This window comes from Aeromonas sp. HMWF014 (assembly GCF_963878295.1).
Taxonomy (GTDB): domain Bacteria; phylum Pseudomonadota; class Gammaproteobacteria; order Enterobacterales; family Aeromonadaceae; genus Aeromonas; species Aeromonas popoffii.
Map to the genome: position 1 here is coordinate 1 of NZ_CAWNYS010000514.1, position 10,505 is coordinate 10,505.

Annotated in this window: 9 protein-coding genes; 6 read left to right on the top strand and 3 right to left on the bottom strand. The window is 58.0% G+C overall.

The annotated features are described in order from the left end of the window. Both AAC083_RS20190 and AAC083_RS20195 read right to left on the bottom strand, forming a co-directional pair. Window positions 1-613, bottom strand: a 613-nt coding sequence (locus tag AAC083_RS20190; protein WP_146181744.1) for a DUF4397 domain-containing protein, incomplete at its 3' end; no start/stop codon positions are given. Between the two features lie 103 nt (window positions 614-716). Next, window positions 717-1,256, bottom strand: a complete 540-nt coding sequence (locus tag AAC083_RS20195) for a hypothetical protein (RefSeq protein ID WP_108537562.1) — start codon at window positions 1,254-1,256, stop codon at window positions 717-719. 181 nt (window positions 1,257-1,437) lie between these two features. Here AAC083_RS20195 and AAC083_RS20200 point away from each other — a divergent pair, with 181 nt between their 5' ends. Both AAC083_RS20200 and AAC083_RS20205 read left to right on the top strand, forming a co-directional pair. Continuing rightward, window positions 1,438-1,875, top strand: a complete 438-nt coding sequence (locus AAC083_RS20200) for a DUF2846 domain-containing protein (RefSeq protein ID WP_108537563.1) — start codon at window positions 1,438-1,440, stop codon at window positions 1,873-1,875. A 196-nt stretch (window positions 1,876-2,071) separates the two neighbouring features. Further along, window positions 2,072-2,911 carry a hypothetical protein gene (locus tag AAC083_RS20205; RefSeq protein ID WP_146181745.1) on the top strand — a complete coding sequence of 280 codons (840 nt, stop codon included), beginning with the start codon at window positions 2,072-2,074 and terminating at the stop codon, window positions 2,909-2,911. Between the two features lie 630 nt (window positions 2,912-3,541). On the opposite strand, the gene uvrD is transcribed toward AAC083_RS20205, so the two are convergent. Next, window positions 3,542-5,713 carry a DNA helicase II gene (uvrD, locus tag AAC083_RS20210; protein WP_108537564.1) on the bottom strand — a complete coding sequence of 724 codons (2,172 nt, stop codon included), beginning with the start codon at window positions 5,711-5,713 and terminating at the stop codon, window positions 3,542-3,544. A gap of 432 nt (window positions 5,714-6,145) precedes the next feature. On the opposite strand from uvrD, the gene AAC083_RS20215 reads away from it, so the two are divergent. From AAC083_RS20215 to AAC083_RS20230, 4 genes are all read left to right on the top strand, one after another. Further along, window positions 6,146-7,144 carry a BMP family lipoprotein gene (locus tag AAC083_RS20215; RefSeq protein ID WP_108537565.1) on the top strand — a complete coding sequence of 333 codons (999 nt, stop codon included), beginning with the start codon at window positions 6,146-6,148 and terminating at the stop codon, window positions 7,142-7,144. An 83-nt stretch (window positions 7,145-7,227) separates the two neighbouring features. After that, window positions 7,228-8,814, top strand: a complete 1,587-nt coding sequence (locus AAC083_RS20220) for an ABC transporter ATP-binding protein (protein WP_108537566.1) — start codon at window positions 7,228-7,230, stop codon at window positions 8,812-8,814. Next, the gene (locus AAC083_RS20225) at window positions 8,811-9,929 is read left to right on the top strand and encodes an ABC transporter permease (RefSeq protein WP_108537567.1); all 1,119 of its coding nucleotides are present in this window, start codon (window positions 8,811-8,813) and stop codon (window positions 9,927-9,929) included. Before AAC083_RS20220 ends, AAC083_RS20225 begins: the two co-directional genes overlap by 4 nt. Window positions 9,930-9,931: 2 nt before the next feature. Then, window positions 9,932-10,505: ABC transporter permease (locus tag AAC083_RS20230; RefSeq protein ID WP_258224788.1), on the top strand; the 574-nt coding region annotated here is incomplete at its 3' end.

Genomic DNA, 10,505 nt, shown 5'->3' on the forward strand with positions numbered 1-10,505 from the left:
GGCCGGAGTCATACACCACGGTAACGCTGCCAGGCAAGGTCAGCCTGACCTGATATTCACCTGCGGGCAAGGAAAGGGGGTCGCTGTAGGTCTTGAAGGGAATATTGGCCAGCGTCGGGCTGGTCAGTGCAGCCCCCGGAGCCGTGACATGGATGTCGACTGCCGGTGCACCGGGTGCGGCATGCACCACCTGCACACGAATATCGCCTCCCGTTGGCGTCTGGCTCGGCCGCTCAATCACCAGCGGGCCAAATGCGGTATCACCACTACCAGCCAGTTTGCCGACGGCCAGCACGTCATATTGAGTGTCGGGTTTCAACTCAAGCGACACCGGACCGATGACAGTTGTCGTACCGCCCGGCAAAATGCCATCTACCGCGACACGGTAGCTACCAGCCTTGAGCGGTTTTAGCCCGCTGCTGGAGCCATAATCAACGGCCGTCAGGAAAGCGGCGCCGTCAACCGTCACATCGACCTTGGGGGCATCAGGGGCCAGATGGCTGATCCTGATGGCGGTATTGGTATTGCTCGTGCTGTTGTCATTATCACTACTCCCGCAGGCTGCCAGGGCGAACCCCATGGCAATGGCGGCCAAACTCTGAATCCATTTCATCTGTTCTATCTCCTTTTGCTCGGTGGCCAGGGAGATATGGCTGTTCGGCGAGATTGGATCACTGCTGGTTGCCTCAATGTTGCCATCGCCCGCTACGCCTTGCTCAGAAAGGTGGGTGTCGCAGATTTCCTGATGGCCTGTCCGCAAGGAGGGTCATCTCTGGCTGTACTGTTGGTGTTGCAGCAAATAGCTGTCTGCCGAGATGCCGGATCAGCAGCAGAGGCGGCAGCAGCGTGAGCAGTAACCAGTGGGTATGGGGCTGGATAAATGACCAGATGATCTCGTGAGGCTGCCAGGTCGAGGCGGTTGCCGTCATAAAGTCGAGGTCATAGGTTTGCCACAACCAGAGCCCGGCAAAGAGCGGCAGCAACAGCGGGCGCGGTGTCAGCAAAAACAGGGGCAAGAAAGCACAAGCGAGCACGACGCTGAATTCCAGCATGGTCGGGGCCAGTTCGGCAACGGTATGTCCTGAAGAGAGGCCGCTCCATTCGAGGGATGCATCCTCTGTCAGTGCAGGCCACCAGGATGCGTATTGAAACAGGGTGAACGAGAGCATAAACAACAGGCTGGTCAGCACCGCCAGCGCCAGCTTTCGCAAAAACCACCGCCCCAGCCGGCGCAGTGTCGGCAACCATTTAGACATTAATGACTCCCATCTGGTGACGGGGCAGTATGCCGCGGTTCGCCGCACCGTCAAAGTGCCGCACCTGCTGATTAATTATTGGAATATTGAATCCCGTCACATCGACGGCGGTTTAAGTGGTTGCCCGGCGACAAAGCCTCATGCGAACCTTTCTTTTCCGTTAACCCACTAAAAAAACACTATGTTCAGGCAAATAATGATGAGTGCCGCCCTGCTGTCGGCGGTGCTGCTTTCCGGTTGTGCTTCCGTACCCATGGCCGATGCCACCGCTGACACCCAGGCCAAGCAGTTTGTTGCGCCCAAGGATGCGGCCAACCTCTATATCTATCGCAACGAGACCTACGGCACTGCCGTCAAGATGCCGGTGCTGGTTGATGGCTTTGCCGTAGGCGATACCGTGGCCCACAGCTATATCCTCAAGCAGGTGACGCCGGGCAGCCACACCATCACCTCCAAGTCGGAGATCGATGCCACCCTGACCCTTAGCACCGAGGCGGGTAAAAACTACTACGTCTGGCAGGAGATCAAGATGGGCCTGCTGATGGCCCGCTCCAAGCTGAGTCAGGTCAGTGAAGAGGAAGGCAAGCAAGGGGTGATGGAGAGCAAGCTGGTCAAGTGATCAGATACCTTCGCCTGACAAAGAGGGCGTAGCCTCACCGCTACGCCTCTGCCAGAAAGGTGGGTGTCCCAGGTTTTGAATCTACAATCTTTCCTCTCAGAGCTTCATTCAGGACCAAAACGAAGATAGACTACTGGCAGTAATAATAAATGTTGATATTTTTACCAATTTCCCTTTTCAAAGAGCTTAAATTTTTATGACAAATCCATTAAAGCAAATAACTAATTTACGAACCTACATTGTTTCGGCAATTATTTTTATAATTGGCGGGATACTATTGGTTTTAGCAGAGAAAGTGAGTTTTTCAAATGGAAATTTATGGGTGAAGTCGTTATCCTCAAATTTTGGCGCCCTAATGATAGCATCTGTATCTATGGCCATGCTCTGGGAACTTTTTTCAAAAAGATCTTTTCTTGAAGAACTTCTTGCAAAGACAGGCTTTGCTGACGACATCATCAACGCTGGTTTGACAGGCGTTTCAATAAATCCGGTAAAAGGCCCTGATTTTTCAAAAATCATAGCATCTTCTGTGAGGCTTGATATATTTGTCTGCTATGCAAACACTTGGAGAGCAAGTTTTGAAGAGGACTTGAAGATTTTGGCATCGAAACGAAATTGCCGAATAAGATTAATTGTACCTGATGCTGAGAATCCCGCAATAATGAGTGATTTAGCCAAAAGATTTAATGCGGACAATGCGGAAGTAATGAAAGGTAGAATACAGCAGGCAATAGTAGAGTACAAATCTTTGTTTACGTCAGTACCTAATACAACGCTTGATTTTAGCATATGGATTCATGATGAAACTCCCGTATCTAGTTTTTATAGGTTTGATCGATGTGCAGTAATTACCTTATATAAACATGCCAAGGGTAGAGGAAATGCTCCAACGATCGTAGCTGAACGTGGAGGAGCTCTTTATTCATACATTGAAAACGAAATAGACTCTATGGTAAAAGGCATTGGAAATTACCCAAAACTGGCTCGCAGAATTCATCCGGTGGAAGAAGCGACATCTCCTCAATCTCCCGATTAAAAGCATATATTCAATAAGCGAAGTATAATAGGTTGTTCGAAAGATCAGATATACCAATAAATGGCTTCATAATTCACGCCGGCTGATATGACAACCAGCTCGGCCTAAAGTCGAATTGGGGTCTGCTGGCCGAGCTTGATGCCGCTGGCGTCGACACTCTGCTTTACCTCGTTCTTACTAAAGTGGCCCTGCTGTACGGAATGCCCCCAAGCCACAGGCAGGCACGGTATTGCTCCCCCTCCAATCCGCCGAGGGGAAGGCACAAGGTCAGGAGCGCCATCAGGGATGATGGCGCAGCCGCAGCGGGGCATGGATGCCCCATCTGCGGCGCTCCGCCCGACCTTGTGACTGACCCGAGGGCAACCGCGAAGCGGTCGGATTGGCGGGGGAAAAGTCCTTTGGTGACTTTGGGTCTTTCCAAAGTCACTCGCCCAAGCCCGAAGGGCGGGCGAAACCCTGTCGAGAGCCACGCCCTTGCGTCCTGCACGGCGCCAGCTCTACTGCCAACAGCCAGCCACACAATTTACCCATGACGCGAACGTCCGATTACGCTTCGCTAATCGAACCTACAGTCCTGACAAAAAAGGAGCCATCGGCTCCTTTTCACATCACGGGCGGGTACGCTGTGCCTTACAGCGCCTCCAACCTGGCATACGCCGTCACCAGCCACTTGGCGCCGACCTCGTCGAACTGGATCTGCACCCGGCTCTGCTGGCCGACCCCTTCGAAGTTGAGCACTATCCCTTCCCCGAATTTCGGATGGAGCACCCGCTGGCCGAGCTTGATGCCGCTGGCGTCAAAGCTCTGCTGCACCTCGTTCTGGCTAAAGCGGCCGTACTGGGTGGGGCGGCTCACCTGAGTGCGCAGCCGGATCTCTTCCAGACACTCGGCGGGGATCTCGCGGATAAAGCGGCTCACGCTGTGTTGCATTTCGCGGCCATAGATGCGGCGGCTCTCGGCATAACAGATGTAGAGCTTCTCCATGGCGCGGGTCATGCCCACGTAACAGAGGCGGCGCTCTTCCTGCAACCGGCCCGACTCCTCGGCAGATTGCGGGCTGGGGAACATCCCTTCCTCGACACCGACCAGCAGCACCAGCGGGAACTCCAGCCCCTTGGCGCTATGCAATGTCATCAGCTGCACCGCATCGGCATATTCGTCCGCCTGATTCTCGCCGGATTCCAGCGCAGCGTGGGCGAGGAAGGCGGAGAGATCACTCATCTCTTCCAGCTCGTCCGGCCGCTGGTACTGGCGGCAGGCGGTGACCAGTTCGTCCAGGTTCTCTACCCGCGCCTGGGATTTCTCGCCTTTTTCCGCCAGATACATCGCCTTGAGGCCGGAGTGCTGGATGGCGATATCGGCCTGCTGGTGCAGGGGCAGCATGGAAACCTGCTCTTCCAGTGCATCAATAAGATCGACGAAGCCGCGCACCGCGTTGCCGGCGCGACCGGTCAGCACCTTGTCGTTGAGCAGCCCCTTGGCCGATTGCCAGAGGTTCTGCCCCTGATCGCGGGCGTTGGCGCGCAGGATCTCGAGGGTGCGATCGCCGATGCCACGGGTCGGGGTGTTGACCACCCGCTCGAAGCTGGCGTCGTCGCCACGGTTGTTGATAAGACGCAGGTAGGCCATGGCGTCTTTAATTTCTTGCCGTTCGAAGAAGCGCAGGCCGCCGTAGATGCGATATGGCATGGCGTCCTGCATCAGCGCCTCTTCCAGCACCCGCGATTGGGCGTTGGAGCGATAGAGGATGGCGCAGTCGGCCAGCAGGCCGCCCTTTTCCTTCCAATCCTTGAGGCGGCCGACCACGAAGCGCGCTTCGTCCACCTCGTTGAAGGCGGCATACAGCGAAATCGGGTCACCTTCGGCCCCTTCGGTCCACAGCTCCTTGCCAAGGCGCTCGGCGTTGTTGGCGATGACGCTGTTGGCGGCTTTGAGGATATTGGCGGTGGAGCGGTAGTTCTGCTCCAGGCGAATGGTCTGCGCCCCCTCATAGTCGGTCAGGAAGCGCTGGATGTTCTCAATCTTGGCGCCGCGCCAGCCGTAGATGGACTGATCATCGTCGCCGACGATCATCACCTTGCCGCTGTTGCCCGCCAGCATCCGCAGCCAGGCGTACTGGATGCCGTTGGTATCCTGAAACTCGTCCACCAGTATGTTCTGGAAGCGGTCGCGGTAGTGCTCGAGGATATGCGGCTTGTTCAGCCACAGTTCGTGGGCGCGCAGCAAGAGCTCGGCGAAGTCCACCAGACCGGAGCGATCGCAGGTCTCCTGATAGGTCTTGTAGATCTGCTGATAGGTGCGGGTGACGGGGTCGCCGTAGAGGTCGATGTCGCCGGGGCGCAACCCCTCGTCCTTTTTGCCGTTGATGTAGCCCATCACGGCGCGCGGGGCCCAGTGCTTCTCATCGAGGTTGAGCGCCTTGATGACGCGGCGGATGAGGCGGTACTGGTCGTCGGAGTCGAGGATCTGGAAATCCTGCGGCAGCCCGGCATCCAGATGGTGGGCCCGCAGCAGGCGGTGGGCGATGCCGTGGAAGGTGCCAATCCACATGCCACGCTGCATGCTACCTAACACTTTTTCGACCCGGCCGCGCATCTCGGCCGCCGCCTTGTTGGTAAAGGTGACCGCGATGATGGAGAAGGGTGAACAGCGTTCCACCTGCATCAGCCAGGCAATACGGTGCACCAGCACCCGGGTCTTGCCCGAACCGGCACCGGCCAGCACCAGCAGATTGCTACGGGGCGCCGCAACGGCATCTCTTTGCTTGTCGTTGAGCCCGTCGAGCAGGGTTGAAACGTCCATCACCACTCCTGTTTATTTATACAGGCGGGGATTATACGGCCTGTGGCGCCGCAGACCAAATCGGCGTGAACGAGCAGCGCGACTCTGGATGTCAGGCCTGCGTCGGGAGGGGCCAACATGGACGCAGAACACAAAGGAGCCCCAATAGAATCCGACCCTTGGCCGGCATGACGAAAACGATTGCTTATAACCATATGAATATAAACAGAAATGTCATTTGACACCCAATTAATTCAGAATTTAAATCTGAAAACAGGTATTAAAACAATCACTTATAAATTTATCCGCTTATCTTTCAAACCGTTACCGCAAACGTTTTTCCCTTATCATTTTCTTGACCCGCATCGGGGCTGACTTAGAGTAACCCTGCGTGCTAGATAGCCTGCCCAAGTAGGCAAGTTCCCTCACTTAATAACAATCAAGGATACGATCGTGACTAAAGTGCTCAAGCTGGCCACCGTTGCCACTCTCACTCTCGCAGCTCTCTCTGCTCAGGCTGCTTCCCAGCCCGCCGTCATCTACGACACCGCAGGCAAATTCGACAAGTCATTCAACGAAGCCGTGTTCCGTAACGGCGTCGAAGTCTATAACAAGGACAAAGGGGTCAAGGTCAAGGAGTTCGAACCCCAGAACGAAGCCCAGCGTGAGCAGGGTTTGCGTCGTCTGGCCAGCCGTGGCAACGGCCCGATCGTCGCCGTCGGATTCAACATGGGTTCGGCCGTCGAGAAAGTCGCGACCGAATTCCCGAACACCCAGTTCACCATCATCGACATGGTGGTCGACAAGCCAAACGTGCAGTCCCTCATCTTCAAGGAGCATGAAGGCTCTTTCCTGGTGGGTGCGCTGGCAGCCATCGCCTCCAAGAACGACAAGGTCGGCTTCGTGGGTGGCATGGATATCCCGCTGATCCGCAAGTTCCAGTGCGGCTACGAGCAAGGAGCCAAGTACGTCAATCCGAAGATCGAAGTGTTCCAGAACATGACCGGCTCCACCCCGTCGGCGTTTGCTGACCCGGCCAAGGGGGCAGAGCTGGCCAAGTCCCAGTTCGCCAAGGGCGTCGACGTGGTTTACGCCGCTGCCGGCGGTACCGGTATCGGTGTTTACCAGGCAGCCAAGGATGAAGGCAAGTTCGCCATCGGCGTGGATTCCAACCAGAACCACCTGCAACCGGGCACCATGCTGACCTCCATGGTCAAATCCGTGGGGCTGGCCGCTTATCAGACCTGGGATGACGCCGCCAAGGGCACCTGGCAACCGGGTATCAGGAACCTGGGCCTGGCCGAGGGCGGTGTGGATTGGGCACTCGACAAAGACAACGAGAAGCTGATCACGCCCGAGATGAAAGCCAAGGTGGATGCCATCAAGGCCGACATCATCTCCGGCAAGATCAACGTTCATGACTACATGAGCGACAACAGCTGCAAATACTGATTAACCGCTACGACTCTCAGCCCAACGACCGGCCCGTAGGGGCCGGTTTTTAGTCTCTCTTCATGACCCGCAAGGACTGCATCATGGACCAGACAGATCGCTATGCCATCGAATTAAGGGGTATCGATAAGCGGTTCGGCGACGTGTACGCCAACAAGCAGATCGACCTTAAGGTTCAAAAAGGCAGTATTCACGGTATCGTCGGCGAGAATGGTGCCGGCAAATCCACCCTGATGAGCATCATCTACGGTTTCTACCACGCCGACAGCGGCGAGATGTTCATCGACGGCCACCCTTTCAAACCCCATGGCTCACAAGATGCGATCACCGCAGGCGTGGGCATGGTGCACCAGCACTTTATGCTGGTGAACAATTTCACCGTGCTGGAGAACGTCATCCTTGGCGCGGAAAACGGCTGGCACCTGGGCCAGAGCCTGGCAGCGGCCGAGAAGCTGCTCGGCGAGCTGGCACGGGACTATGGTCTCGATGTGCCGCTGCACGAGAAAGTCGAAGACCTGCCGGTGGGCCTGCAACAGCGGGTCGAGATCCTCAAGGCGCTCTATCGCGGTGCCCGCATCCTGATCCTCGATGAGCCGACCGGGGTACTGACCCCGCAAGAGGCGGATCACCTGTTCGAGGTGCTGAAAAAGCTGCGGGATCAGGGCGCGACCATCATCCTCATCACCCACAAGCTGAGGGAGATCCTGGCCATTACCGATCAGGTCTCCATCATGCGCCGGGGCGAGATGGTGGCCCACGTCGCCACCAAGGATACCGACAAGGAGCAGCTGGCCGAGCTCATGGTGGGCCGCAAGGTGCGCCTCAAGGTCGACAAGGGCCCGACCCAGCCGGGCGAGGCCAAGCTCAAGGTCAACGGGCTCAGTTACTTCGACGATGCCAAGGTGGAGCGGGTCAAATCCGTCAGCTTCGAGGTGCGGGCCGGGGAAGTGGTCGGCATCGCCGGCGTCTCGGGCAACGGCCAGTCCGAGCTGCTTAGCCTGCTTGGCGGCATCATCAAGCCCAGCAAGGGCAGCTTTACCATCACAAGCAATGGTCAGACGCACGAGGTGAGCGTGGCGCATCCGGCTGATCCCGAGTGGGTGCGCAACTACGGCCTCGGCCATGTGCCGGAAGACAGGCACAAGATGGGGCTGATCAACCGCTTCGAGGCGCAAGAGGCCTTCATCCTGGGTTATCACCGCCGTCCGCAATACAACAAGGGCTGGCTGCAGAACAGGGAGGCGATCCTGCAGGATTGTCAGGCCAAGATGGACAAGTGGGACGTGCGCCCGCCCCATCCCGACCACAAGACGGCCAACTTCTCCGGTGGCAACCAGCAGAAGCTGGTGATCGCCCGGGAAGTGGAGCAGAACCCGGATGTGCTGCTGATCGGCCAGCCGACCCGCGGGGTCGATATCGGCGCCATCGAGTACATCCACCAGCAGATCATCGCCATGCGCGACAAGGGCAAGGCCGTGCTGCTGGTATCGGTGGAGCTGGATGAGATCATGAGCCTCTCTGACCGGATCCTGGTGATTGCCGATGGCCGCATCGTTGGCGAGCTGGAGGCTGCCAAGGCGGATGAACGCACCATAGGACTGATGATGGCGAACATAGTGCCGGACGACGTTGCTGCTCTGTCTGGCGTAGCCAAGGAGGCTCGCACATGAGCCAAACACGTATCCCTGCCTGGATCTCCGTGGGCGTGCTGCCCGCGCTCAACATACTGCTGGCCTTCCTGGTGTCGGCCATCCTGTTCTACTACCTCGACATCAACCCGGTCGATGCCGCCCAGATCATGTGGTACGGCGCCTTCGGCACCGGTGAAGGGGTCGGTTTCACCCTCTACTACGCGACCGGTTTCATCTTCACCGGTCTGTCGGTGGCGGTCGCCTTCCACGCCGGTCTGTTCAACATCGGTGGTGAAGGTCAGGCCTATATCGGCGGCCTCGGCGTCGGCCTGGTCTGCCTGCTGCTCGGCGACTCGCTGCCGTTTGCGCTGCTGCTGCCGCTGGCCATCATCGCCGGCGGCCTGTTCGGTGCGGCCTGGGCCTTTATTCCGGCCTGGCTGCAAGCCAAACGCGGCAGCCACATCGTCATCACCACCATCATGTTCAACTTCATCGCCGCCTCCCTGATGGCCTACCTGCTGGTCGAGGTGTTCAAACCGGCGGGCTCCATGGCGACCGAGAGCAAGGTGTTTGCCGAGGCGAGCTGGTTGCCCAAGGTCAGCGAGCTGGCGAGCAGTGTCGGCATGGAGATACCCAACAGCCCGCTCAACATCAGCTTCTTCTGGGCGCTGATCTGTGCGGCCCTGGTGTGGGTTTTTATCTGGCATACCCGCTGGGGCTACGAGATCCGCTCGGTCGGGGCCAGCCAAAGCGCCTCCGCCTACGCAGGAATCTCCTATCCCAAGGTGGTGATCCTGGCCATGGTAATCTCCGGCATGCTGTCGGGCTTCTTCGCCCTCAACGTGCTGCAGGGTGAACTGCACCAGATCAAGCTCAACTTCGTGGAAGGCTTCGGCTTCACCGGCATCGCGGTGGCGCTGATGGGGCGCAACCACCCGGTCGGCGTCATCATCGCCAGCCTGCTGTTTGGCTTCCTCTATCAGGGGGGCGCCGAGCTCAGCTTCGAGTTCGGGGTCGACCGCAACATAGTGGTGGTGCTGCAGGGTCTGGTGATCCTGTTCTGTGGCGCCCTTGAGCACATGATGCGTCCGCGCGTCGAGCAGCTCTATCTGGCGTTTGCCAACCGCTCATCCGCGCAAGCCAAGGGAGCCTGATCATGTTTGAAACTCTGATCCTGATGCTGGATGCCACCATACGAACCGCACCACCGCTGATCCTGGCCGCCATGGCGGGCATGTTTTGTGAACGCTCTGGTGTGGTCAACATAGCGCTGGAAGGCAAGCTGCTGGCGGCGGCGTTCGCCAGTGGTGCGGCAGCGGCTGTCTCCGGCTCTGCCTGGATTGGGCTGGGTGCGGGTATGGGCGTCTCCATACTGTTCGCCCTGATGCACGGCTTTGCCACCATCACCCACAGGGGTGATCAGGTGGTGAGCGGCATGGCCATCAACATTCTGGCGGCCGGTCTGACCGTCACCCTGGGCCGTTACTGGTTCGATCAGGGTGGCCAGACCCCGGCACTGTCCGGTGCGGCCCGCTTCGCCCCCATCGACCTGCCCTACGCCAGGGAGCTGTGGGATGTGCCGGTGATTGGCCAGCTCTACAGCGAGCTGCTCAGCGGCCACTCCCTGCTGGAATACGTGGCGTTTGCCGCCGTGCCCTTGGCCTGGTGGGTGATGTTTCGCACCCGCTTCGGTCTGCGTCTGCGTGCCGTGGGCGAGGCGCCAGCGGCGG